We start from the raw sequence: 23,334 nt of genomic DNA, 5'->3' as shown, positions 1-23,334 counted from the left end.
CCGAACCTGGCGGACGTGATCTGGAACCATGCGCCGAAGAACATCCTGGATCCGTTCCCCGGCAAGGTGCACCCCAACGCGAAGCCTGGCGACTAGGCAGTAGTACCATTCGGAATGGCTCGTGCGAGGTTGATTCGAATTCTCCTGGATCGGCCCCCAATCGATCGACACCTCAAGTCAACATCTACCCCGTTCGCGCTCTCCCCTCGACACCTTCAGGAACGCCTCCACAGTTTGACCGCTTCCATGATGGCAACGGGCAACATGCCAGTCGCCCCCATCAGCACCCAATCTTCAAGCGGCAACGGGGCAACCTTGAAGATCGCGGCTACCGGTGGAACAGTCAACACGGCTATTTGGATGCCGAGGGAGAATGCGAAGGCAAGGAGCAACGGACGATTCGTTCCCACACCGATCTGAAACAGCGACCAGCGGTCGCTTCGGCAGTTGAAGGCATGCACCAGTTGATTGATCACCAGCACGGTGAACGCGACGGTCCTCGCTTGTTCGACATCTTGATGGAGACCGTACAGACTATAGGTGAACGCCCCCAATGCAATGGCACTCAACATCAGCCCCTCGAGGCCGATCGCCATCAGGCTCCCTCTGTCTAACAACCGTGCCTCCGGCCTTCTCGGTCGGCGCTTCATCAAGTCCGGGGCCTTTGGATCGACCGCCAAGGCCAGAGCAGGAAACCCATCCGTCACCAGGTTCATCCAGAGAATCTGGATCGGGAGTAGCGGCAGCGGTACACCCAACAGCGTGGCAAAGAGCATGACCAGCACCTCGCTCACGTTGCACGAGAGTAAGAAATGCACCGCTTTCCGAATATTATCGAAGATGCCCCGGCCCTCTTCCACAGCTGCCGCGATCGAGGCAAAATTATCATCCGTCACCACCATGTCGGCGGCTTCTTTTGTGACGTCGGTTCCTGTGATTCCCATCGCGACACCGATGTCGGCTGCCTTCACGGCCGGAGCATCGTTCACCCCGTCTCCCGTCATGGCCACAACCGCGCCGGTCGACTTCCACGCCTTGACGATGCGCAGCTTGTGTTCCGCCGTGACTCTCGCATAGACCGCCACCTGCTCCACGGTCCGGACCAAGTTGTCATCGGACAAGCGATCCAGTTCCGACCCGGATAACGACTGTATCGGCTCCTTCATCCCTCTCAGTTCTTCTGCGATCGCCGTCGCCGTATCCTTGTGATCTCCCGTAATCATGACCGTCCTGATGCCGGCAGCATGGCAGGCTTGCACTGCGATTTTTGCCTCCGGTCTCAACGGATCCTTCATGGCGGCAAGGCCCAGAAAGACCAGTTGTTGCTCGAGTTCCGACGAGTGGTAAGAATCAGGTTGGCGTGCCAGCCGACGCTGCCCAAGGCCCAGCACACGCAGCGCGCAATGTGCAAATTGCGCATTGGCGTCAAGGACCGCGGCACGGGTTGAATCCGACAATGGTTCGATCGTCCCGTTCGGGCCCAGCCGGTGGGTGCATCGGCCAAGGAGGACATCCGGCGCACCTTTCACATAGGCCACCGGCCCGCCCGACGACTGCCGCACAATCGTCATCATCTTCCGCTCAGGATCGAACGGAACCTCTCCAAGAAACTGGTGGCTCGGCTCAAGTTCTTCCATACGAAGGCCGGCCTTTGCGGCCGCAACCAAGAGGGCCCCCTCCGTCGGATCACCGATCACCTGCCAGGTGCCATCTTCCTCCTTCAACGTCGCACCGTTGCACAACACCGATGCCGTCAACAGTTGGCGAAGCTCTTCGGGCAGATGCGATGGGTCACGGGCCATGAGTGGAGGGTCAGGTGCAGAGGGCGGTCTCTCACGCTTCACGCCTAACGCTTCACGGATTTCGCCTACTGGATCATATCCTTCACCAGTCACATCAAATACTTTTTCTCCCACGAAAAGCTTCGTCACCGTCATTTCGTTCTTCGTGAGTGTGCCGGTTTTATCGGAGCAGATGACGGTGGCGGAACCAAGCGTTTCAACCGCCGGCAATTTGCGGATGAGTGCGTTCCGTCGGACCATCCGTGTGACACCCAGGGCGAGGGTGATCGTCACCACAGCCGGGAGCCCCTCCGGAACGGCGGCCACAGCGAGACTGACTGATGTGAGGAACATGGTCATCGCCGGTTCGCCGCGCAGGTAGCCCAAGACAAAGACGACACTGACGACCCCCAGCGCCAACCACAATAAGGTGTAGCCGAATTGCGCGAGGCGCTGCTGAAGTGGCGTTTCGGTCCGCTCCGCTTCGGCGGCCTTTTGAATCATGGTCGCAATGTGTCCCAGTTCTGTGTTGAGCCCCGTGGCCGTCACGAGCGCACGGGCCTTACCCGACACAGCAACGGTGCCCATGAAGACCATGTTGGATCGGTCGGCCAGCGGCACATCCGGCCGATCGATCGCGTCCGCGCCCTTTTCAACAGGCGTCGATTCTCCGGTGAGGGAGGCTTCCTGTGTGTGAAAATTTGTCGCGTACACCAGCCGTGCATCTGCCGGAATTCGATCTCCGGCCTCGAGGAGCACGACATCGCCGGAGACGACCTCCCGTGCGGGAATCACTCGCAGCGTGCCGTCGCGGACCACCTGAGCCGTCGCGATCGACATTTTTCGCAGCGCTGCCAACGACCGCTCGGCCCGAAACTCTTGTACAAACCCAAGCACTCCGTTGAGCAGCACAATCGTCAAGATGGCCGCCGCATCAAGCCAATCCTCCAAGAGACCGGAGATGACCGCCGCCCCGATCAGCACCCACACGATGACGTTGGTGAACTGAGACAGGAATAATGAGAGCAGGGAAGGAGGAGGACTTTCGGGCAATTCGTTGGCACCTTGGCGATCCAGGCGACGCCGAGCCTCCTCGGTGGTAAGACCGTGCTCCGCATCGGCCTCCACCTGTCGAGCCACGTCTTCTGTTGAAAGCCGCCACGTGCCGATGCGCTGCAGCTCTTCTCTTACGGTTGTGGTGATTGGTGCGTTCATTGAAACAACAATACGAGTCCGAGACAGTAGCCGAGGATAATGGCCAAACTGTCCGGTTCAATCAGGAGATATCGTTTCTCAACACGATAGATGATCCCCATCAGCGCCACACTCATCATGAGGATACCCCACAAGGCAGTCAACGCATGCGCGTCCGACACGGCATTGAACAACGGCCCGCTCTGATGGGCCACATCCACGAAAAAGAACGCGGCCATGTTAAAGGCGTTGCTGCCGAACAAGTTGCCGACGGCCAGGTCGAATGCGCCCAACCGGACTGCCGCCACCGCCGTCACAAGTTCGGGAAGCGAGGTCGTAATAGCCACGAGCGACGTGCCGATAAACGTCGCGGACACACCGGACTGTTCGGCGATCTGATTCGCCGAGCTCGCGAGAAACGGCGCGGCGATCAAGAGACCGAACGCAGCTGATCCGAACCCGAGCGCGGCTCGCTTCAGCCCATCGCGCTTGCTCGGTCCGTCATCCTCCTCACGCGCGTGACCTTCGACCACTTTTTCTTGTTCGCGCTGACGGCGCTTCACGGACTCCTGCCTGAAAATGACGCGCATACCGAGAATGTAGAACAGCAGTACAACCGTACTGCCCAATCCGATGCCGCCATATTTGATATCTTGTCCCAGGAGGATGAAAAACGCCGCGAGCCCCGTCAAAAACATGGCTAATCCGGCGCTCAACGCATGTTCGAAGGCCGCCTGCTGCCACACCCGTTTCTGCCGGTGCATCAAATCGATGAGTCCCAGCGTCAGCATATTCGTCATACAGGCACCGAACAGATCGCCGGCCGCCAGATCCGGCGCATCGAGCAGGCTCGCGCTGACGGTCGTGAACACTTCCGGAAGCGATGTGGCTCCCGCCATCAGCACGACACCGATCCAGAGTCCCCCTAACCCGGTGAGATCCGCGATCTGGTCCCCATAACGAGACAATTTCGTACCGGCATAAACGATCACGGCGGCGCTCACCAAAAAGATCGCCCAGGATGTGAACATCGGGCCTACCGTCCCCTCTCTTTCCTCTGCCCACATTTTTCCGATCCAGTTTCATCTTGCAGGCTCATCGTGAACGTTGTTTCTCCTGTTCCAGCACCGCCATCGTCGTTTTGATGACCGCGTCTGGGTTCAAGGACATGCTTTCAATCCCCTGCTCGACGAGGAAGTTTGCGAACTCCGGATAGTCGCTCGGCGCCTGGCCGCAAATGCCGATCTTCCTTCCCTTCGCCTTGGCGGCTTTGATCACGGTCGCCACCATCTTCTTAACCGCCTCGTTTCGCTCGTCGAAGAGATGGGCCACGATTTCCGAATCGCGATCCACGCCGAGCACCAGCTGCGTGAGATCGTTCGACCCGATTGAAAACCCGTCGAAGATCTCGGCGAATTCTTCCGCCAAAATCACGTTGCTCGGGATTTCGCACATGACGTAGACTTCAAGTCCCTTCTCTCCCCGCTTCAACCCATGCCGCTCCATTTCTGCCAGAACGAGTTTCCCTTCTTCAACCGTGCGGCAGAACGGGACCATGAGTTTTACGTTCGTCAGACCCATCACATCCCGCACCTGTTTCATCGCCCGGCATTCCAATGCGAAACCTTCACGATAGCGTGGATCGTAATAGCGGGACGCCCCTCGAAACCCCAACATCGGATTCTCTTCCTGCGGTTCGTAGCGCCGGCCTCCGATCAGATCGGCATATTCATTACTCTTAAAGTCGCTGAGCCGGACGATCACGTCCTTCGGATAAAAGGCCGCCCCGATCATCGCGACGCCCTGCGCCAACTTATCGACGAAGAACTCGGCCTTGTCCGAATACCCGGCCGTGACTCGGTTGATCTCAGCCCTCAGGGCCTGATCGTCCAGTCGGTCGAACTCGAGGAGCGCCAGCGGATGCACTTTGATATAGGTACTGATAATGAATTCTTCCCTCGCCAAGCCGACGCCGTCATTCGGGAGGAAGGAAAGGCCGAAGGCTTCTTGCGGGCTTCCGACATTCATCATGATCTTGGTCGTGGGCCGGCGGATCTCGTTCACATCAAGCTTCTCGACGTGAAACGGAATCTGTCCCTCGTACACAAACCCTGTATCGCCTTCCGCACAGGACACGGTGACGAGTTGTCCATCATGGAGCAGATCGGTCGCATGTTCCGTCCCCACGATGGCCGGTAGTCCTAATTCGCGGCTGACGATTGCGGCATGGCAGGTTCGTCCTCCTCGATTGGTCACGATCGCCTGCGCGTTCTTCATAACCGGTTCCCAGTCCGGATCCGTCTTATCCGTGACCAAGACTTCGCCTCCTCTGAATTCATGAATCTGCTGAACGGATTTAATGACCCGCACCGGTCCCTGCGCGATCTTGCCCCCGATGCTACGCCCCTCGACTAAGACTCGCCCTCGTTGTGTGAGTCGATAGGTTTTCAATACCCGCCCCTTTTTCAACGATTGCACGGTTTCAGGGCGAGCCTGCACGATGAAGAGTTCCCCTGTTAGGCCGTCCTTGGCCCATTCCATATCCATCGGGCTAGGAACTCCTCGCTTCGCGCTGTAATGATCCTCGATGGTGCAGGCCCATCGGGCGAGTGTCAGAATGTCATCGTCCGTCACGGCGAACTGTTCCCTCTCCCACGAAGGAACCGGGAGATTCTTGACCATTTTCCCGCCGCCGATGTCGTACACCAGTTTGAATTCTTTCGTACCGAGTATTTTCTGCAGAATGGGACGGTGGCCCAGCTTTAATGTCGGCTTGAAGACATAGTATTCATCCGGATTCACCGAACCCTGCACGACGTTTTCGCCGAGGCCATAGGCGGCGTTGATCAACACTGCGTCGCGGAAACCGGTTTCCGTATCGATCGAAAACATCACGCCGGATGTCGCCAGGTCGGAGCGCACCATCCGTTGGACGCCGATGGACAGCGCGATCTTGAAATGATCGAACCCTTTGTCGGCTCGGTATGAAAGCGCCCGGTCGGTGAACAGCGACGCGAAGCAGCGTTTGCAGTATTCCAGTACAGCAAGATGGCCTTGCACATTCAGATACGTTTCCTGTTGGCCCGCGAAACTGGCGTCGGGAAGATCCTCAGCTGTCGCACTGCTCCGCACGGCGACATCCACCGGTTCTGCATGGCTGCCGCTCAACTGATCGTACGCATCGCTGATCGCCTCCGACAACTCGAGCGGCAAGACCGCGCCCAGAATCGCCTGCCGGACTTGCCTGCTGCGCTGACGCAGATTCTCCAGATTATGGGTGTTCAGGTCTTTGAGAATGGTCCTAATCGTGCCGTCGAGGTCCGTATCCTTCAAGAAGGCGCGGTACGCGTCCGCGGTCACGGCAAACCCGTTCGGCACCTTCACACCCTTGGCAGCCAGCTCGCGATACATTTCGCCCAACGACGCGTTCTTCCCTCCGACAGACGGCACATCTTTAATGCCCAAGTCTTCAAACCATCTCACCAGCTCAAGACTCTGTGTGACTCTGCCCATGGCTGCTCCTTTCTTGGATCATTTGATTAGTCATGTCGGCAGCCCAACCCTTTATGCAACGGCGTGTAGAACCATCATCGAACCTCAGCCGACCAGTCGCTTGATCAACCGAAGCTCATCGCGAACCAATCGAGGCAGAAGGAAGTTCTTCCGCACGTGTTCGCGGCCGGCCCGTCCGAACGAACCCCGCTCACCGGGATGACGCAACAGATGGACGATGCGTTCCGCACAGGCTTCGACGCTGTGAACCAGATTGTCCTCGAAGCCTTCCGGGTACTGCATCGGAATTCCTCCTGCCTGTCCGGCCACGACGGCCTTCTCCTTCCAGAACGCTTCCGACACGACGAGTCCGAATCCCTCGCGAAGCGATTTTTGAATGACGACGTCGCAGCCTCGCTGAAACACGTTGACCTCCATGCTGCCGACACCGGCCAGATTCGTAAATACGAACATGTTCGGATCTCCGGAGGCTTCCTCTTCCACTCGGTCGAGTAGAGCCCAGCCCTCTGGATCATCCCCGGCCATCGCACCGATCAAGGCCAACTGCACGTCGGGAATTTCCTTCTTGACCAAACGATAGGCTTCGATGACGCCCAAAGGGTCTTTCCAAGGATCGAACCGCGACACTTGCACCAGCAGCGGTTTGCTCGGATCGACTCCCGAATCCGCGATGGCCCGGCGGCATAGGTCCTGAGAGAGCTCCATGTTCTTGGTCGCCAATGGATCGATGGCCGGCGCAATGAAAGCCGCTCGTTGAGCCCTGAGACCCGGCAAGAGGAACTCAGACATCGTGAAGACCACGGCATCATACTCTTCGAGGTACGGCAGCAAGAATCCGCTCACCTGCTTGTCCGGCGATGAACTATCGATATGACAACGCCAGATCCATTTCGCGTGACGAGGACCGGTGAAATGCCGCAGCGCCGCCGGTTGAGGGTCGTGCACGATATAGACATCGTAGTCGTCGCCAAGCGCTTCCGCGCTTCGCTCGTTTACCTCCAGATACAGTTTCTGTTCCGTTTCACCCAAGGCGTAATGTCCGCCTTGCAGCGCGTTGTGAAAGGCCTTCGTGACGGTGAAGAATTCCGGTTGGCCGTGGATCAAACGCCAGTCGGCAGAAAGGTCCAAGGCTTGGAGCATCGGCAGGTATCGAGAGAGAAGTTCAGCGACGCCGCCGCCGAACGCGGTCGAGTTGAGATGGCAAATCCGTACATCCCTCAACTCATGCGCCAACTGAGACAGTTCTTCGCTCAGTTCGTCGCTAATGAGCATACGGTACCGCTGAACATTGGCCAAGATTGCCCCGCATCGCCGGCTGACGGAGATTTTCGGAAGCATCGTTGCTCCTTTCATCAGGCGGATCCTCCTTCTGCTGTCGCCTGCGCATATTCTCTGATGACGGCTGCCGAATCTTCAGGCTGCATGGTCGACACGTAAATGCCCGATCCCAGTTCGAATCCGGCAATGGTCGTCAGCCGAGGAAGGATTTGAATGTGCCAAAGGTAGTAGTCCTTGTTTTCATCTTCTGCCGGCGCACTGTGGATGATGTAGTTGAAATCCGGATCACCCAGCGTGTCGTATAAAGTCCGCAGCGTGCGACGCAACACCGGCGCCAATTCACGGAGATCCTCTCCACTCACCTGTCCGAACGACGGTTGATGCCGCTTGGGCATGATCCATGTCTCGAACGCCACCCGGGAGGCGAAGGGATGGAAGACCAAAAACCGATCTGTTTCCATGACAACTCGGCTCCTCGCCTTTCGTTCTTCGTCCATGACATCGCAATACAAGCATCGGCCGGTGTCATCGTGGTGGGCGACGGCGACTTCGTATTTCCGGCGCAACAGCATCGGCGGGACCGGCGTTGCGACCAGTTGCGAATGCGGATGCACGAGCGATGTCCCGGCCGCTTCGCCATGGTTCTTGAAAACGATGATGTATTTGAGGCGTGGGTCGTTCTGTAGCGACCGATATCTCGCTTGATAGGCGGTCAGGACATCGGCCACCTCAGGGTCCGTCATCAGGGGCAAGCTTTGGTCGTGAATGGGCGTCTCAATGATGACCTCGTGGATCCCGACTCCATCCATTTCACGGAACAAGGATCCCGTTTCTCGTCGTTCGAGCTGACCCGTTGCTCCAAGCGCCGGATATTTGTTCGAGGTCACGCGCACGGCCCAGGCGGTTCCACTCACGCCCGGTATTCTGAAGACCTCATCAGGCGTCGCCGCTTCATGCCCGGGACAGAATGGGCAGGAACCGATGTCAGTTGGTTGCGAGCGAGTACGAACCGGCCGAGCATATTCGTGCGGGCGTCTTGTCCGCTCCGCGGCAATGATGACCCATTCTTTCGTCGTCGGATCTTGACGGATGATGGACATAGCACGTTACCCGTCTGATTGACTCTTTCGCCCCAGAGGGTCTGTCTGCTTCGACACATATCGGCCAGGGTCTTTCTCAAAGGCTTCCTGGCAGCCTGGCGCGCAAACATAGTAGTTCTTTCCTTGATAGCTGCTGTGCGCAGCCGCCGTCTGCACATCCACGTCCATCTGACAGACAGGATCTCTTTGCATGGTGGTCTCCTTTCATCAGCCGCGTGATTATCGTCGACGCAGCACGGTGAAGCTGCTCAACATCGACTGCGTGACAGCGCCTCGAAGCCGGATGTGACATCGAACAGTTCTTCATCGATACCGCTCTGGCGCAAACGATGGAATGTCCCGTTGAGGTACTCCAGCAATTCGTCGATATTTTTGTCGGCGCGCTGCATCGCTGCCAGGCGGCTCGCGTTCTCGCTCGCGAGGGATTCGGCGCAGGCTCGGAAGAGCGAGACAAAAAGATATTCGCGGATGAGCACCCGCAAGGTCACGGTGCCGCGACCGATGACCTCGGGCAAGTTTCCGGTCGGCCAAGGACGTTCCGCCAACTTGCGTCGCCAGGACTCGTCCAGCGGTAGCAGTCGCTGACTAACCGGGGCATATACCGCACCGGCGGTGGGGCGGTTGTAGAAGAGGTGAAGTTCGGTGAGGTCACTCTGGCTGTGGTGGGTCTCGCTCTCGACGAGAATCTGCCCGACGAGCGGGGTGATGGTCTTGATGGAGTTCGGCACAGCGAAAAGTCCAACCAGCGGCAGCCCCGCGTCCGACAGGCGGCCGTGCACGCGTTCGCCGACCGCCCAGATCTTCGGTGTGCCGGGAAGAGCGGCCAGGGTTTTCACCGCAAAATCACCCACCACATCATTGAACTGCCCAACCAGCCCCTGATCGGAACCGAATACAACCGCACCGACGGAGGTCTCGTCGGTGCGTCCGGTATCTTCTGTCAACAGCCCTTCCGGCCCGCTTTCACGGAAACACACGCTCAACCCCAGCTCCACAGTTCGATAGTAGTCGGCCAGCGCGCGCACTGATTGCTCATATTGGCCGATACTCGCTCCGGCCAGGGCTTTCATTGTGCGAACGACGGATTGGAGATCGCCGGCACTGGTGATCTTGCGGCGCAGGCTCGCCGTCGTCTCGCTCATGACTTCTCCTCGGCCTCTGCCTTTCGCTTCGGTGTAGTCACCGGCTCGGGCTTCGGTTTGGGGTGCACATCAGATATGGGCTTGTCGTTGGGTTCAGGTTTTGATCCCGGCGGAGGCTGGAAACGGACGAGTGCATGACGGGCGATTTCAAGAATCGTTGTGTGATCCTCATCGCTCAACGCCTTGGCGGTTTCGAATCGCGCGCATACCTCCGATGGGATGTGCACCGCCGCCGCCTCGCGTAAGGCGTGCTCGGCGTCCGTCATCTGGTCGATCGGCACCGAGTCGAAGAGTTTCGCGGTCAACGCCAGCAGCACAGCGATTTGTGCGGCCATGGATACCGGGGCGAATTCCGGCTGTTTGAGACAGGCACGGATACGCCGCCCATGTTCAATGATCATGCGGGTGTCTTCATCCAGCCTGGCGCCGAACCTGGCAAAAGTCTCGAGCTCCTCGAACTGCGCGTAGGCGAGCTTGAGATCGCCCGCCACGGCACGGTAGGCCGCGCGTTGCGCCTTGCCGCCGACGCGCGAGACGGATTTACCCACATCGACCGCGGGCAGTACGCCTAATTCGAACAACGACGGCGAAAGGTAAATCTGCCCGTCCGTGATGGAAATGAGGTTGGTCGGAATGTAGGCGGAAATGTCCTGCGCTTCAGTTTCGATAATAGGCAGCGCGGTCAGTGATCCGCCGCCGAGTTCCGGGCGCACGTGCGTGGCGCGCTCCAGCAGCCGCGCGTGGAGGTAGAAGATGTCGCCGGGAAACGCCTCGCGTCCGGGCGGGCGACGCAGCAGCAACGACAGCTCGCGATAGGCGCGCGCATGATGGGTGAGGTCGTCGTACACGATCAGCACATCTCGGCCTTGTGCCATGAAATGCTCCGCAATGCTGGTCGCGGCATACGGAGCGATGTAGGCGAGGCCGGGTGGATCGTTGCCTTCGGTTACGACGACAATGGTGTAATCCATCGCACCCTTTTCGCGCAGGGCGGCGACTACTTTGGCCACCCCGGATGCGCGCTGGCCAATGGCGCAATAGACGCAGAGCATGTTTTGGTCGCGTTGATTGAGAATCGTATCAAGCGCGATCGTGGTCTTGCCTGTCTGTCGGTCGCCGACGATCAGTTCGCGCTGGCCACGCCCGATGGGGATGAGCGCATCGATGACCTTGATACCAGTTTGTACCGGTACGGTGACGGGCGAGCGGTCCATGATGTGCGGTGCAGTGCGCTCGATAGGTAGGCGCCCACTGGTCACCACCGGCCCCTTGCCGTCCAGAGGCCGGCCCAATGGATTAACAATGCGTCCGATCAATGAGTTTCCCACCGGCACGTCCATCACGTGCCCCCTGCGTTCGACTTCATCGCCCGTATGCAGCTGCCAGTAGTCGCCCAACAGAACCACGCCGATTTCGTCTTCATCGACGTTGAATGCGATGCCATACGCATCTCCGGCAAACCTCAGCACCTCCTCAAAACCCACGCCGGGGAGGCCGGAGACCTTTGCGATGCCCGTGGCGATACTCGTAATCGTGCCGATTTCCCGCAGCCTCAGTTGGGGCACGAATGCATCCCGCACCTGGCGTATTCCGGTAAACGCGCGGTCGAACACGCTCTGAAGACTCTCAGGTTCCATGTTCAGGGGCTCTGTGTTTGTAGCCGAGGTTGTTCGGATTGAGGTTCGGCCTTGGCCTGAGACGTATCTTTCTTTGTCAGTAATTCGCCGACGCCTTGTTCCAGCGACAGGAGATAATCCGCGATGCTCCATGCCACTTTGTGTCCGTTCGTAGTGAGTTCGATTCCGCTGATCAAATCCGGCGCGGTCTCAAACCGGACGGAGATTTCAGCCGAGAAGGTTTCATTGAGTGCCTGTTGTATCGCCGCCCGTTCCTCCGCCGGTAAGTCAACTGCGCTGCGCACGCGCGCGGGGCTCGATGATGTCTTGAGGGCCGCGGCGAGGCCTGCTTTTGCCTGACCGTCCATCTCTTGCAAGCGGCGAATGAACACCTCTCTTATGCGCTCTTCCAGACTGGTCGTGGCGAGATCCGTCAGTGCCTTTCGCGCAATGGCAAACACTTCCTGCTGGGTCCGGCGACCGATCGCTTGATTGAGGTGATGAGCATCGTTTCTCAGCGTCTCCTGTCGCTTGGCACTCAAGGCGTCGGCCGCCTGCCGTGCTTCATCCAGGAGCCGCTGACGTTCAGCTTTCGCCTCGTCTGTCGCCTGGCGCAAGAGTGCGGCAAGCTGCCGGTCGAACTCCTTGTTTTTGCGCTGGAACTCGTCACGCTCCTTTTGGGCTTCAGTTTGTTGCGCGGCGGCATCGGCGAGTTCACCGACGATACGCTTCTCCCGCGCGTCGATGGCATCGAGGATAGGTTTGTATAGAAAACGCCGCATCAACCACACCAAGATAAGAAAGTTGAGCGCCTGTGCAATGACAGTGAACCAATCGATCAGCATCGGTTACTTTCCTGCGGTTTGGGCGATGACGTGGTTCCAGAACGGGTTCGCGAATATCAGGATCATCGAGACCACGAAGCAGTAGATGGCCGTGGACTCGATCATCGCCAGGCCGACGAATAAGGTCCGGGTGATGGTCGCGGAGGCATCTGGTTGCTGGGCCAGCGACGTCAGCGCGCTTGAGACCGCCCTCCCCTCGCCCAATGCAGGCCCTATGGCGCCGAAGCTCGTGGTAATGCCCGCAGTAACAATTGATGCCACCGCAATAATCGTCAAACTATCCATCCGTATCTCCTTTGGTTGTCGTAGTTCATCATTCAATGTGTTGCATCTGGTTCAGGCTTGGGCCTACGGACTCGCGTGGCAGCCGCGATGTACACCGCCGCCAGGATGCTGAAGATGTAGGCCTGTACCATGCCGGTAAGCAGACCGAGCGCCGTCATGGCGACCGGAAAGATAAAGGGCGTAATCGTCAGCAGGATGCCGATAATCATGGCTCCGCTCATCATGTTGCCGAATAGACGGACGGCCAGGGCCAGCGTGCGGGACATTTCGCTGATGATATTGAACGGCAACATAATGGCCGTTGGCTGTGCGTAGGACTTGAGGTATCCGCCCACGCCTTGCTCTTCAATGCCGAACAACGGGACGGCCACGAACACACACAACGCCAGCGCCGTGGTGGTCGAGAGCGAACCGGTCGGCGGTTCATAGCCGGGGATCACGGTGCCGAGGCTGGCGGCGGCGACAAATAGGAAGAGCGTACCCAGAAAAGGGAGATATTTCTCCGGGTGGCGGAGACCGACCTCTTCGATTTGTTTCTCGATAGCAGTCACGATGATTTCCAAGAAGTTCTGCCAGCGGGAGCGTCGCAGGCCAGTGGACAGTTTGCGCGTGATGAGTTCTGAACCGACCGCTAGTACGAACATCAGCCCCCACGTCACCACAATCGTGGCGTTGAGTTTGAAAAACCCATATTGCCAGAAGATGATCTCGTCGGGACTAAGACGCATGACCGGCCTCCTTCGCCGGGGAATGGTGGCGTCCGACCGGTGGGCCGGTAAACCGCGTCACCATGAAATGCGCGATGACGAATCCAAGGAGGCACAGCAGCAACCGCTCCCAATGACCGCCCGCTACAAAGTAAAATCCGGCAAGGACGATCCCAGCCCGCAACAGCAAGCTTCCCAGAAACCACAGCCCTGGACGTGTGGCAACAACACCCTGCCGTACCGTCCACCAAAGGCCGCCAAAGAACAGTGTCCCTAGCAATACGCCCGCTATCAATGCATCCATCAGGCTCACTGATTCAGTCATGGTTATTCTCCTCTTGCTCGCGTATTTCTCTGTCTTCCTTCGCAACCCAATGCCACGCAATGAAGCAGCCGATCGCGAGGCCGGCGACCAGCAGGGCCACCGTCCAAGAACGGCCTCCCGGATAGTGCCGGTCCAGCCAGAGCCCAGTCGCTGCGCCCAGCAGTGTCGGCACCGCCACCGACCACCCCACCATGCCCATCATGCCCAAGCCGGACCAGACGGTCTGCGTGACATGACGTTGCGCCTTGAGCTTGCGAGCCGCCTTCACGCTTACCTGGTGGCTGAATTCCGTCTCGCCCTCCGCAGGCTTTTCTTCCGGCTCTTCACTCATGATGAAACGCTGCGAAGCGACGAATAAATCCGCTCTCTAATTTCGCCAGCACCGAACGCACACTCTTCTCCTGTTCGTCCAGATTTAGAAATTCCCGCTCGACCGCCTCGTGCAGTGTATCGAGGTCCGTTCCGCCGATTGCGTTGCGCACGGAGACGAGCACATCCAGGCCGGTCTTGACCAACACCCCTTCATCCACGGCCACGTACACCTCGCCCTCCGCTTCGTGTTCGTAGACCAGAATCCCGGGCGCGAGCGCCGCGACGCAATCGAGACGGTGCGGCAAGAGTCCGAACGAGCCCTCACTCGTCTCCGCGACGATGCGCGACACGCCGGTTTTCTCGGCGAAGATTTGGAAGGGCAGGAGAATCTTAAGATTCATGAGTATCGGCGGCATGTTAGACCTTCGATTGAGGTTCGCCACCGGGATTCGTATGCGGTTCGGACTTGGCGTTGGGCTTGGAATCGGCGGTAGGCTTCTGATCGGCCTTGACTTCGTCAATTGCCCCGATCATGTACAGCGCACTCTCCGGGATATCTTTGAACTCGTCATGCAAAATGCGCTCACAGCCGTCCAGTGTATCCTTGAGGTTGACGAGCTTTCCTTTAATCCCGCTAAACTGCTCGGTGGCGAAAAAGGGCTGGGTGAGAAACCGCTCCAGACGTCGGGCTCGCGCAACCACGTTACGGTCCTCCCGCGACAGTTGCTCCAGACCGAGCATGGCAATGATATCCTTGAGTGCGGCGTATTGCGCGAGCGTCCGCCGGATGTCCTGCGCGAGAGCATAATGGCGCTCACCGATAATGCCGGGCGTGGCCATTTTGGAACTGGACTGCAACGGGTCGATGGCCGGGTACAGCCCCTCACTCGCCCGTTTGCGCGACAGCACGATGGACGCAGAAAGATGTGAGAACGTATGCACCGCTGCCGGATCGGTGAAATCGTCGGCCGGCACATAGACCGCCTGGATCGAGGTAATCGCGCCGGTATCGGTATTGGCGATACGCTCCTCCAATCGCGACAACTCGGTGCCCATCGTCGGCTGATAACCCAATCGGGAAGGCATCTGCCCCATCATGCCGGATATCTCCATGCCGGCCTGGATGAAACGAAAAATATTATCGATGAGCAGCAGCACATCGCGATGCTCATCGTCGCGAAAATACTCGGCCATCGTCAGTGCGGCATGGCCCACACGGAAACGGGCGCCGGGTGGTTCGTTCATTTGCCCGAACAGCATCACCATATTCCGCAGCACGCCAGCCGCCTTCATGTCGCGGTAGAGCTCCTCCCCTTCGCGACAACGTTCGCCGATGCCGCAAAAAATACTCATGCCTGCGTGTTGCCCGACCATGTTGTGAATCATCTCGGTCAGTAACACCGTCTTACCCACGCCCGCCCCGCCAAGCAAGCCCGCTTTACCACCGCGCTCCAGTGGCAGGAGCACGTCGATGACCTTGATGCCCGTCTCGAAGATCTCTGATTTGGTGGAACGCCGTGCTAACGCCGGCGGGGCACGATGGACGGAGCGCCATTGCACATCTGTCGGTGGCGCTTGGCGGTCAATGGGGTTCCCGAACACGTCGAACATGCGCGAGAGAATGCCCTCGCCAACCGGCGCCTTCAACGGTCCACCCGTATCTTCCACTGCCATGCCGCGTGAGAGACCTTGGGTCGGGGTCAGCGCGATTCCACGGACGCGATGCGCATCAAGTTGCGACAGCACTTCGATGGCGATGCGCCCGTCATTCCCCGCGCGCAGCAACGAGTAGATGGGCGGCAAACGTTTATCAAAGCGTATATCGACGACACTGCCGCGAACCGAGACCACGGTACCAAGACGAGGCGATAAATCTTCCGCTTTCCGACTTTCTTCCCTCCTCATACGCCTTCCCAATCCAGCGAAGCACAGCCTAACGCACTAGCACATTATCAGTGGTAGGTCATCGAACACCGGCATCAACTAGCGAGATTGCAGCGGCCGCTCCGAATCTTGTCTATGTTGCGACACGTCTTTTGACAGTTCCGTGTAACGCAGTGGAATAGAAAATCAGTCGTATCTGGGGCGTGCGCGCCTCGCTGGAGTGCTCGACGAGTTCGGAAGTACAACCCCTCACTCAGGTTCTGCTGATCGAGGAACTGCACCGTGGCTCGATCATCCGGATCTACCCACTGAGCGATCTTTTTCACTTTTCCTTCATCCGCCATAGGCGCCGCATCCGGACTCCGCGTTTATATTGAATCTCAGCCGAGCAACCCTTAATAGCGACTGCGAACCGAATCACAGGGGCTATGGCTATCGTTATCGCCCCGTCACCGATCGGTTGTACAGCCACGCGAACACCGCGCCTCCGATCCAGCCATCAAAAAACCTCCAGACCATGCCGACCATGCTCCCTATCGGAGTGATGGAATAACCTCGATAGACACGCCCAATGAATGTCGCCTCTCCCGTCGAACCGTCAAAGGCAATGACCCACCAGGTGAGCACAAACAGCCCCACGCCCCAGATCAGTCCGCACGCCAGAGCACAAGCTTTGACGTCGAGTTTCATCGTCTGGCCTTTCAGATGAAGCCGCGCTCTTCTACGACGACTCCTTGCGACGAGATGTCGTTGGTTTTGCCTTTACCTCAGGCCCCTGCCAGGTCACCCGGACCATCATGTCGCGATGCGCCCATTTGTATTCGGCCTTCCCTTTATAGGCCCGCACCAGCGCGCGTCCGAGCCGCTGAGCCAACCGATCATTGGTCGTCTGGATTTCCAAGTCCTTCTTGCGTCTGGCGATCTTCATCACCCGGTCGAGGGGATTCACAGAGACGGCACGCGCTTCCACATTGGCGATCAATCCCCTGATCTCGTCTTCGTGCACTCGTAGGTCCGACCATTTCAACGTCACGATCCCTTCCGGATAGTCGTCCTTGATCTTCTGACAGGCGGGACAGAGAAGTTTCTGGGTGGTGGAAGCTTCTGCCAGCCTGCCGGCTTCACTGCTGTCGATGTACCACCGCTTATTCGCATAGATGGCTTTGCACTTTCGGCACATCGCCGGTCCCTTCGGAGCCTTGAGCATTGCGTAGGGATCCTGGTTGGGGTGCTGTTTTTCCTTGTACGAGGTCGTATAGCGTTTCCCTTTTCTGGTACTCATGGATCTCTTCTCCTCTGTACTGTTTCGCTCGATCCTCTCGATCGCCGTTCAGACAGTGACCGATCCCTCTGCACTACTTCACTTCCTTAAGCATGTCGATCGCTCCGCAGGGACACTCCTCAGCACAGAGGCCACATCCCTTGCAGTAGTCGTATTTGATTTCGAACCGATTCCCGGCTCCCAGTTTGCTTACCGCATTATCCGGACAGACGGCATAGCAGTTGTCGCACTCGAAACAATTGCCGCAAGACAAACACCGGCGTGCCTCCAGCAGAGCAGTCTCCTGATTCAACCCTCCGACCATCTCATCGAAGCTTGCCCGCCGCCTGGCGAGTGCCAGCACCGGTTGTTTGGACTGCTCCGCGTCGGTGTAGTACCAGGGATTCAGCCGATCGAACGTCGCAAGCGGATGCGGAGGAGACTTGACGTACTGAATCCCGCGCAAGTAGGCGTCGATGTACCGCGCAGCCAGTTTCCCATGACCGGTCGCCATACTGACTGACTGTTCGCCTGGAACCATGTCTCCCCCGGCAAACAGGCCTGCGTGACCGGTCATCATCTGTTCGTCCACCTGAACGGTGCCGTCGTCCCGCACACAAACTCCCGTCACATTCCGCAAGAACCCGGTATCCGCCTTCTGTCCCAATGCCAGCACCACCGTATCGGCCTCCATGGTCTCGAACCGTCCGGTGGGTTTTGGTGTTCCCTGCTCATCAAGTTCCATCACTTCGAGCATCAAAGTTCTGTCGTCGCCCGCTGCAAGGCTGCGCAGCCATTGGAACCGCACACCCTCATCGCGCGCTTCTATGACTTCCTCTTTGAACGAAGGGGCATGCGCTTCATCCCGTCGATAGATGATCACCGGCTCGGCACCCAGACGCTCAGCCGTACGGGCCACATCGATCGCGGTGTTCCCCCCGCCATACACGGCCACCCGCCTCCCGATTTTGATCGGCGAATCGCCGGCCATGCTGCGCAGGAACGTCGCAGCATCGAGCAATCGCTTGGCATCGAAGCCAGGAATGTCGATACGCCTGGCGAGATGGGCCCCGACCGCAAGGAACGTGGCATGGAACCCGCCTTCCTGAATCGCCGCATCAAGATCCTCGACTCTCGTATTGAGCAAGATCGTGACACCCATCGTTTCCATCCGCCCCATCTCTGCGTCGACGACCTCACGCGGGAGTCGATAAGAAGGAATGCCGTAGCGCATCATCCCGCCGACCTTATCAGACGCTTCGTAGATCGTAACCCGGTGACCCATCCTCGTCAGATGATACGCGGCTGACAGCCCGCTGGGTCCCGCACCCACGATCAACACCTTCTTCCCGGTTGAAGGGGCACAGGGCACCCGCCACCCTTCCCTGATCGCCAGATCGCCAAGAAACCGCTCCACGGCGCGGATGCTGACGGCTTCATCCAACTGGCCCCGATTACACGCAGCCTCACAGGGGTGATAGCAGACTCGCCCATGAATGGCCGGCATCGGATTGTCTTCCATAAGCCGTCGCCAAGCGGCTTCATAGTTCTTTTCTTCCGCGAGATAGAGCCACGCCTGGATGTTCTCCCCGGCTGGGCACACATGGTTACAGGGAGGCAGCCGATCGACATAGACCGGTCTCATCGTGCGCCAGTTGCCGGTATGGTTGGCCAGACTGCTGTTCGGATCGAGCGTGATGGCAAACGGTCTATGGTTCATAGAACTCTCGAATCGATCAATCCATACGTCGCGATGTTCCGGTCGGCGATGGCTTGTATGGCAGCGATCGCCTCATCATTCCTGCGCGGTTCGAACAAATGCTTGAACCGGGTTTGGAGTTCGAGGTACCGCTCCACCGAAACCCTTCGCCGGATCTTTGTCCGATCGACCACACTTCCCGCTCGCGCTTCGAACAATGGAAAGAGGCCGGATTCCACCGCCATTCTGGCAACCTTCATGGTGTGCGCCGGGTCCGATCCCCACCCGAGCGGGCAAGGCACGTGGATATGGATGTACCGTGCTCCGTTCATACCCATCGCCGTCGTAACCTTCGCCTCCAGATCATGGAGATCCGCCACCGAGGCCGTCGCAACGTAGGGAATGCCGTGCGCCATGGCGATGCGGGGGACATTCTTCCCGGTACCCAAAAGATTCCCCGGGGCCTCGCCCACCGCCTGTGTCGTGTTCGTCCGCGCGAAGGGAGGCGTCGCCCCGGACCGTTGCACACCGGTGTTCATGTAGGCTTCATTGTCGTAACAGATGTAGAGGACTTCGTCGTTCCGTTCGAACATCCCGGACAGACACCCAAACCCGATGTCGACCGTCGCCCCGTCGCCGCCCTGAGCAACGACCTTCACGTCATCATGCCCTTTGGCCCGCAACGCCGCCGCGACGCCGCTCGCCACCGCCGGAGCATTACCGAACAGCGAGTGCATCCATGGAATCTGCCAAGCGCTTTCAGGGTAGGGACTGGAAAAGACTTCGAGACAGCCCGTCGCATTGATCGCGATCAGTCGCTTATGCGCAGCACGCATCGCGGCGTCGATGGCATAGCGGGCCCCCAGTGCTTCACCGCATCCCTGGCACGCGCGATGGCCGGAGTTCAGGGAATTGGTGCGATCCGGTCGCGATTGTACGGTACGGGTTTCGTCGTCCAGCAAGCGATTCCCCGCCGTATAGGTTCCCGTCTGATAAAACTTGATGCGCTGAGTCGTCATTGAGTGCTCCGTCACACAACCTTCGTTCCAATGGCCTTTACAGCTCGAATCAGCTGCTCGGCGAGCGGCCCCGCCTGTCGCTGTTCCTGTCTTCTGGCAAGTTCTTCGTCAACCACCCTCATGTTCAGATCCAGGAAGTACGGCTCGCTCAGACGCTCGGCCCGAGCATCACGCACCATGTGTTTCAATGATTCGGCGGAGATCGACCGTCCTCCCAATCCTGCGATGACGGTGTGCACCGGGATGGGCAAGCCGTTCAACGCCATCCGGACATCAGCGGACACGATGCCGCCGATTCCCACCGCCAGATCCTTTTCGACGACGATCACGCGCGTGACACCCTCCAATACCGCGCGTAGCTGCATCGCCGGAAACGGCCGGTAGCACCCGACCTTCAGGCAGCCTATCGCGATGCCTTCATCGCGCAACTCGTCCACAGTGTCTTTGATCGTCCCGATGACGGATCCGAGCGCGATGACGACCGTGTCGGCGTCAGTCATTCGATAGGCCCTGTAGAGGCCTCCGGATTCACGATGAAATTGTTGTTGGAATGAATCGGCGATGTCCGGCACCAGCGTCAGGGCCCGAAGGTGTTGCCGATGAGCCAGGTACTTTACCTCGGTAAAGGCTTCCGGCCCCACCATGGCACCGATGGAGATCGGATCACTCGGATCCAGCACCTGGACCGGCGAGAACGGAGGCAGAAATGAATCGACCTCCGACTGGTCAAGGAGATCGATCGGTTCGTACGCGTGAGTCAGAATGTACCCATCCATGCACACCATCACCGGACAGCTCAGCTCCTCCGCCAGTCGAAACGCCTGAATGTGGAGATCCGCGGCCTCTTGATTTGTTTCCGCATACAACTGAATCCATCCCGCATCGCGTAACGCCATGCTGTCGGAATGATCGTTCCAGATATTGATCGGTGCGCCGACGGCACGGTTCGCAATCGTCATGACGATCGGCAACCCCAGACCCGCCGCGTTGTACACAGCTTCGGCCATGAAGAGCAGTCCTTGACTCGTCGTCGCAGTGTAGGTCCGCGCACCGGCCGCCGAGGCTCCGATCAGGACACTCAGCGCCGCGAATTCGGATTCGACATTCACGTACTGGCATTGACCGGCGTCGCCCCGCTTGACCATGCGCGACAACCGCTCGACGATATGCGTCTGGGGCGAGATAGGATAGGCCGCGATGACCTCCGGACGGCACAAAACCACCGCCTCGGCCACGGCTTGCGATCCTTCACGCTGTGCGAGCATGGCGCTTGTCGCTCCCTTCTCCGACTCGATGCGTGATGACATGGTCATGGCCGTCCTTCGCGGCGGCCGCGTTGGCCTCGCCTAGAGATCCCGGAAACTTCTGATGCATTGCCGACTGGACCGAAGCCAGATCAATCACCCCGGTGAGCGCGGCGAATGCCCCCAGCAGCGGGGTATTCACGATGGGACGCTTCATGTGTTTCACACCGATGTCCGATGCCGGTATGACACAGACATGGTCACTTGGAATCGACTTCAGAAATTCTCCGATCCCTAGTTCATCCAACGAGAAGGTTGAATTGATGAGGATGTAGCCTTCACGTGACAACCCGGCGAACAGTTCAACCTGATGGAGCAGGGTCGGATCCTGAACGATCAGGACGTCGGGATGGGTCACGGCTTCGCGGGTTCGAATCGGCTGTCGAGCGATGCGGCAGAAAGCCATCACCGGCGCCCCCATCCGCTCCGAACCGAAACTCGGGAAGGCAAGCGCATACTTACCGCTGGTAAACACGGCAGTGGATAGTAGCTCTGCTGCCGTGACCACCCCCTGCCCCCCTCGGCCATGAATGCGAACCGTCAACATATTGATCAATACATCCTTGAGCCGTCAGTCACTTGGTATGTATAACCGTGCATGCCTGTTTCCTCGAAAGACTGTAGATGCAGGCCTGATTCCCTCTTATGCCTGCGCAATCATCATGCCACTTTATCCAAAATGGGCCTGTGCGTGACGTGGCTCAAGTCGCCTGAAAGAGGTGCCGTTTCGAACGATCGCTCCCTGCCTATCAGGCAAAAGACCCCACAGCGGTCGCAGTCACTGTCGCAAAGTGCTACAGACGTAGAACTCCACGGAGCTATTGCTCTGCGCCTCCGTTCCCCGTACGACGCCCGCGTACTGCATGACCGCCCGAGACTGGGAATTGTTGTGGCTTTCCAAATGGTACGATGATAGAGAGACGGTAATGTTCAACAGACAAGTGACCCTATGTGAGATCCTGGGATTCAAGGTCCGGCTCCATGTGAGTTGGATCTTCCTCGCAGCCTTGGCCACCTGGTCGCTGGCACGCGGCTACTTCCCCGAGTATTATCTTGGTCTTTCGGATTCGACCTATTGGTGGATGGGCAGCGTTGCAATGATCGGGGTATTAGGGTCTCTCGTCTTCCACGAGTTCGCCCACGCTTGGGTCGCGAGACGCGATGGGATTCCTATCAGCAACATCACGCTGTTCATCTTTGGTGGCGTGGAGCAGATGGACAGGGAACCGCCGAGCCCAAAAGCGGAGGCGCTCATGGCGATCGCCGGCCCCCTCTCCAGCTTCGCCTTGAGTGCCGGCTTCTATCTGGCATTCGAAGTCGGGTATCAGACCCACCTTCCCCTTCCCGCCTTAGGCGTGCTTGGCTGCCTGGCAACCGCCAACAGTCTTCTCGGTGGATTCAATCTCATTCCTGCATTTCCGCTTGACGGTGGGCGTGCCCTACGGGCCGGGTTGTGGCACTGGAAAAAGAATTTTCGCCGTGCCACCCAGTGGGCCTCACGGGCCGGATCGATCTTCGGTCTGCTGCTCATATTGTCAGGGTTGGCGTATGTGATCACCGGTAATTTCATCGCGGGCATGTGGTGGTTCATCGTCGGCCTGTACATGCGAGGAGCAGCGGCGACCTCATATTATCAGGTGGTGGCACGAACGATGCTGGGAGGCGAGCCGATTCAGCGATTCATGACGCCCAACCCGGTGACGGTCTCCTCCGATCTCTCCGTGGAAAAGTTGGTCGAAGAACATTTCTATCGAACCCTTCACACCATGTACCCGGTTGTCGATGAAACCCGTCTGGTCGGCTGCATCAACTCGAAGCAAATCTCCGGGATTCCGCGCGACCGATGGAGCCGACTCCTGGTACGCGATATCGCCCTGCCCTGCTCACAAAACAACACAGTCGACATGGAGACCGGAGTGCTGGCCGCTTTGGCGCTGATGAACCGGACCGGCAACAGCCAGCTCTTGGTCGTGGATGGGGATCGTCTCGCCGGAATCGTGACGCTCAAAGACCTGCTGAAATTGCTTGCGTTGAAATTAGATCTGGAAGGCGTCGCATAAGGTCATTCT

22 protein-coding genes are annotated in these 23,334 nt (G+C 58.5%); 1 reads left to right on the top strand and 21 read right to left on the bottom strand.

The genetic code is table 11. From position 1 onward, the window contains the following. Positions 1-215: 215 nt before the first annotated feature. From IPM58_14480 to IPM58_14380, 21 genes are all read right to left on the bottom strand, one after another. Positions 216-2,996, bottom strand: coding sequence for a cation-translocating P-type ATPase (locus IPM58_14480; GenBank protein ID MBK9308249.1), 2,781 nt, complete (start codon positions 2,994-2,996; stop codon positions 216-218). Then, entirely contained in the window at positions 2,993-4,006 is a 1,014-nt protein-coding gene (locus IPM58_14475; protein MBK9308248.1) for a sodium:calcium antiporter, read from the bottom strand. Before IPM58_14475 ends, IPM58_14480 begins: the two co-directional genes overlap by 4 nt. 64 nt (positions 4,007-4,070) lie before the next feature. Further along, the gene (gene ppsA / locus IPM58_14470) at positions 4,071-6,488 is read right to left on the bottom strand and encodes a phosphoenolpyruvate synthase (GenBank protein MBK9308247.1); all 2,418 of its coding nucleotides are present in this window, start codon (positions 6,486-6,488) and stop codon (positions 4,071-4,073) included. An 84-nt stretch (positions 6,489-6,572) separates the two neighbouring features. Next, positions 6,573-7,841 carry a glycosyltransferase gene (locus tag IPM58_14465; GenBank protein ID MBK9308246.1) on the bottom strand — a complete coding sequence of 423 codons (1,269 nt, stop codon included), beginning with the start codon at positions 7,839-7,841 and terminating at the stop codon, positions 6,573-6,575. Continuing rightward, positions 7,841-8,866, bottom strand: coding sequence for a galactose-1-phosphate uridylyltransferase (gene galT / locus IPM58_14460; GenBank protein MBK9308245.1), 1,026 nt, complete (start codon positions 8,864-8,866; stop codon positions 7,841-7,843). The genes IPM58_14465 and galT overlap by 1 nt, the downstream gene beginning before the upstream one ends. Before the next feature lie 6 nt (positions 8,867-8,872). Beyond that, positions 8,873-9,058 (bottom strand): YHS domain-containing protein, encoded by a 186-nt coding sequence (locus tag IPM58_14455; protein ID MBK9308244.1) that lies wholly within the window; start codon positions 9,056-9,058, stop codon positions 8,873-8,875. Between the two features lie 56 nt (positions 9,059-9,114). Beyond that, positions 9,115-10,008 carry a F0F1 ATP synthase subunit gamma gene (locus IPM58_14450; GenBank protein ID MBK9308243.1) on the bottom strand — a complete coding sequence of 298 codons (894 nt, stop codon included), beginning with the start codon at positions 10,006-10,008 and terminating at the stop codon, positions 9,115-9,117. Then, positions 10,005-11,645, bottom strand: a complete 1,641-nt coding sequence (locus IPM58_14445) for an alternate F1F0 ATPase, F1 subunit alpha (protein ID MBK9308242.1) — start codon at positions 11,643-11,645, stop codon at positions 10,005-10,007. Before IPM58_14445 ends, IPM58_14450 begins: the two co-directional genes overlap by 4 nt. A 2-nt stretch (positions 11,646-11,647) precedes the next feature. Continuing rightward, the gene (locus IPM58_14440) at positions 11,648-12,469 is read right to left on the bottom strand and encodes a F0F1 ATP synthase subunit delta (GenBank protein ID MBK9308241.1); all 822 of its coding nucleotides are present in this window, start codon (positions 12,467-12,469) and stop codon (positions 11,648-11,650) included. 3 nt (positions 12,470-12,472) lie between these two features. Continuing rightward, on the bottom strand, positions 12,473-12,754 hold the full coding sequence (locus IPM58_14435; GenBank protein ID MBK9308240.1) for a F0F1 ATP synthase subunit C: 282 nt from the start codon (positions 12,752-12,754) through the stop codon (positions 12,473-12,475). Positions 12,755-12,786: 32 nt separating this feature from the next. After that, positions 12,787-13,482 (bottom strand): F0F1 ATP synthase subunit A, encoded by a 696-nt coding sequence (locus tag IPM58_14430; protein ID MBK9308239.1) that lies wholly within the window; start codon positions 13,480-13,482, stop codon positions 12,787-12,789. Further along, positions 13,472-13,786, bottom strand: coding sequence for an ATP synthase subunit I (locus IPM58_14425; protein ID MBK9308238.1), 315 nt, complete (start codon positions 13,784-13,786; stop codon positions 13,472-13,474). Before IPM58_14425 ends, IPM58_14430 begins: the two co-directional genes overlap by 11 nt. Beyond that, a complete protein-coding gene (locus IPM58_14420; protein MBK9308237.1) occupies positions 13,779-14,117 on the bottom strand; it encodes an AtpZ/AtpI family protein in 339 nt (112 codons plus the stop codon). The genes IPM58_14425 and IPM58_14420 overlap by 8 nt, the downstream gene beginning before the upstream one ends. Further along, positions 14,110-14,514 carry a F0F1 ATP synthase subunit epsilon gene (locus IPM58_14415; GenBank protein MBK9308236.1) on the bottom strand — a complete coding sequence of 135 codons (405 nt, stop codon included), beginning with the start codon at positions 14,512-14,514 and terminating at the stop codon, positions 14,110-14,112. The genes IPM58_14420 and IPM58_14415 overlap by 8 nt, the downstream gene beginning before the upstream one ends. A gap of 1 nt (position 14,515) precedes the next feature. Then, entirely contained in the window at positions 14,516-16,003 is a 1,488-nt protein-coding gene (locus tag IPM58_14410; protein ID MBK9308235.1) for a F0F1 ATP synthase subunit beta, read from the bottom strand. Positions 16,004-16,420: 417 nt separating this feature from the next. Then, positions 16,421-16,672: a bacteriophage holin gene (locus IPM58_14405; GenBank protein ID MBK9308234.1), complete on the bottom strand. Its 252-nt coding sequence runs from the start codon at positions 16,670-16,672 to the stop codon at positions 16,421-16,423. A 31-nt stretch (positions 16,673-16,703) separates the two neighbouring features. Continuing rightward, the gene (locus IPM58_14400) at positions 16,704-17,264 is read right to left on the bottom strand and encodes a hypothetical protein (GenBank protein MBK9308233.1); all 561 of its coding nucleotides are present in this window, start codon (positions 17,262-17,264) and stop codon (positions 16,704-16,706) included. A gap of 73 nt (positions 17,265-17,337) precedes the next feature. Next, positions 17,338-18,963 (bottom strand): NAD(P)-binding protein, encoded by a 1,626-nt coding sequence (locus tag IPM58_14395; protein ID MBK9308232.1) that lies wholly within the window; start codon positions 18,961-18,963, stop codon positions 17,338-17,340. After that, positions 18,960-19,961, bottom strand: a complete 1,002-nt coding sequence (locus tag IPM58_14390; GenBank protein ID MBK9308231.1) for a pyruvate ferredoxin oxidoreductase — start codon at positions 19,959-19,961, stop codon at positions 18,960-18,962. Before IPM58_14390 ends, IPM58_14395 begins: the two co-directional genes overlap by 4 nt. An 11-nt stretch (positions 19,962-19,972) precedes the next feature. Beyond that, entirely contained in the window at positions 19,973-21,226 is a 1,254-nt protein-coding gene (gene porA / locus IPM58_14385) for a pyruvate ferredoxin oxidoreductase (protein ID MBK9308230.1), read from the bottom strand. Next, complete coding sequence (locus tag IPM58_14380) at positions 21,210-21,812, bottom strand: 2-oxoacid:acceptor oxidoreductase family protein (GenBank protein ID MBK9308229.1); 603 nt, start codon at positions 21,810-21,812, stop codon at positions 21,210-21,212. The genes porA and IPM58_14380 overlap by 17 nt, the downstream gene beginning before the upstream one ends. 379 nt (positions 21,813-22,191) lie before the next feature. Here IPM58_14380 and IPM58_14375 point away from each other — a divergent pair, with 379 nt between their 5' ends. Next, complete coding sequence (locus IPM58_14375) at positions 22,192-23,325, top strand: site-2 protease family protein (protein ID MBK9308228.1); 1,134 nt, start codon at positions 22,192-22,194, stop codon at positions 23,323-23,325. Positions 23,326-23,334: the final 9 nt, after the last annotated feature.

This window comes from Nitrospira sp. (genome assembly GCA_016715825.1).
Classification (GTDB): domain Bacteria; phylum Nitrospirota; class Nitrospiria; order Nitrospirales; family Nitrospiraceae; genus Nitrospira_D.
Note: the sequence above shows the minus strand (reverse complement) of the source record. Positions and strands in the feature narration are given on the sequence as shown.

Excerpts from the sequence above, each read along its gene's own strand:
- ppsA (MBK9308247.1), bottom strand. The coding sequence starts at position 6,488 with ATGGGCAGAGTCACACAGAGTCTTGAGCTGGTGAGATGGTTTGAAGAC.
- IPM58_14380 (MBK9308229.1), bottom strand. The coding sequence starts at position 21,812 with ATGTTGACGGTTCGCATTCATGGCCGAGGGGGGCAGGGGGTGGTCACG.
- IPM58_14410 (MBK9308235.1), bottom strand. The coding sequence starts at position 16,003 with ATGAGGAGGGAAGAAAGTCGGAAAGCGGAAGATTTATCGCCTCGTCTT.
- IPM58_14390 (MBK9308231.1), bottom strand. The coding sequence starts at position 19,961 with ATGACGACTCAGCGCATCAAGTTTTATCAGACGGGAACCTATACGGCG.
- IPM58_14400 (MBK9308233.1), bottom strand. The coding sequence starts at position 17,264 with ATGAGTACCAGAAAAGGGAAACGCTATACGACCTCGTACAAGGAAAAA.
- IPM58_14480 (MBK9308249.1), bottom strand. The coding sequence starts at position 2,996 with ATGAACGCACCAATCACCACAACCGTAAGAGAAGAGCTGCAGCGCATC.
- IPM58_14430 (MBK9308239.1), bottom strand. The coding sequence starts at position 13,482 with ATGCGTCTTAGTCCCGACGAGATCATCTTCTGGCAATATGGGTTTTTC.
- IPM58_14375 (MBK9308228.1), top strand. The coding sequence starts at position 22,192 with ATGTTCAACAGACAAGTGACCCTATGTGAGATCCTGGGATTCAAGGTC.
- IPM58_14440 (MBK9308241.1), bottom strand. The coding sequence starts at position 12,469 with ATGCTGATCGATTGGTTCACTGTCATTGCACAGGCGCTCAACTTTCTT.
- IPM58_14450 (MBK9308243.1), bottom strand. The coding sequence starts at position 10,008 with ATGAGCGAGACGACGGCGAGCCTGCGCCGCAAGATCACCAGTGCCGGC.
- IPM58_14425 (MBK9308238.1), bottom strand. The coding sequence starts at position 13,786 with ATGACTGAATCAGTGAGCCTGATGGATGCATTGATAGCGGGCGTATTG.
- IPM58_14405 (MBK9308234.1), bottom strand. The coding sequence starts at position 16,672 with ATGAAACTCGACGTCAAAGCTTGTGCTCTGGCGTGCGGACTGATCTGG.
- IPM58_14435 (MBK9308240.1), bottom strand. The coding sequence starts at position 12,754 with ATGGATAGTTTGACGATTATTGCGGTGGCATCAATTGTTACTGCGGGC.
- IPM58_14475 (MBK9308248.1), bottom strand. The coding sequence starts at position 4,006 with ATGTTCACATCCTGGGCGATCTTTTTGGTGAGCGCCGCCGTGATCGTT.
- IPM58_14415 (MBK9308236.1), bottom strand. The coding sequence starts at position 14,514 with ATGCCGCCGATACTCATGAATCTTAAGATTCTCCTGCCCTTCCAAATC.
- galT (MBK9308245.1), bottom strand. The coding sequence starts at position 8,866 with ATGTCCATCATCCGTCAAGATCCGACGACGAAAGAATGGGTCATCATT.
- IPM58_14465 (MBK9308246.1), bottom strand. The coding sequence starts at position 7,841 with ATGAAAGGAGCAACGATGCTTCCGAAAATCTCCGTCAGCCGGCGATGC.
- porA (MBK9308230.1), bottom strand. The coding sequence starts at position 21,226 with ATGCTCGCACAGCGTGAAGGATCGCAAGCCGTGGCCGAGGCGGTGGTT.
- IPM58_14455 (MBK9308244.1), bottom strand. The coding sequence starts at position 9,058 with ATGCAAAGAGATCCTGTCTGTCAGATGGACGTGGATGTGCAGACGGCG.
- IPM58_14395 (MBK9308232.1), bottom strand. The coding sequence starts at position 18,963 with ATGAACCATAGACCGTTTGCCATCACGCTCGATCCGAACAGCAGTCTG.
- IPM58_14420 (MBK9308237.1), bottom strand. The coding sequence starts at position 14,117 with ATGAGTGAAGAGCCGGAAGAAAAGCCTGCGGAGGGCGAGACGGAATTC.
- IPM58_14445 (MBK9308242.1), bottom strand. The coding sequence starts at position 11,645 with ATGGAACCTGAGAGTCTTCAGAGCGTGTTCGACCGCGCGTTTACCGGA.